The sequence below is a fragment of the Pseudomonas sp. FIP_A4 genome (assembly GCF_036701605.1).
GTDB lineage: Bacteria > Pseudomonadota > Gammaproteobacteria > Pseudomonadales > Pseudomonadaceae > Stutzerimonas > Stutzerimonas phenolilytica.
The window spans coordinates 1-398 of record NZ_JAYDXP010000117.1 but is presented as its reverse complement, the minus strand read 5'-3'; the positions used below and the strand labels follow the sequence as shown (position 1 = coordinate 398).

At 64.8% G+C, this 398-nt stretch carries 1 pseudogene; it reads right to left on the bottom strand.

The window, feature by feature from the left end:
* Nucleotides 1–141: pseudogene (locus tag U8L64_RS05175) on the bottom strand (hypothetical protein); the annotation flags it as partial.
* Nucleotides 142–398 lie beyond the last annotated feature (257 nt).

The following is a 398-nucleotide window of genomic DNA, read 5'->3' as shown; positions in this document are numbered from 1 at the left end:
GTCCTCGCAGTCACCGGCACCGCGGATCAGGGATTCGACCGGCGTGGCCCAGTAATCGTCCTGCTCGTCGGAGAGATCCTTGATCTTTGCTGCCGGATTCACGCCGGTAGCGGCACAGATTTCCTGTGCACGGGTGCGACCATTGGATTAAGCGCTTCAACCTGGGAGCGTCCGATTTTGGCCGAAATCCGCCATCGATACTGCTCCCCGCGTCAGCGAGGAGCGCCCCCTGGGTCGAGACGGCACTGCCGGCTCGATCCGCAGCACAACCTGACCCTGCTGATCGCCCTGGCGGTACTGGGGGCGTTTTCTTCCGCCACCCAACGCCGCCGCCGATGCGCTGCGAATACGGCGTATTGCCACGCCGCAGGTCGAACGCCTGCTACCGGCGCGCTTGC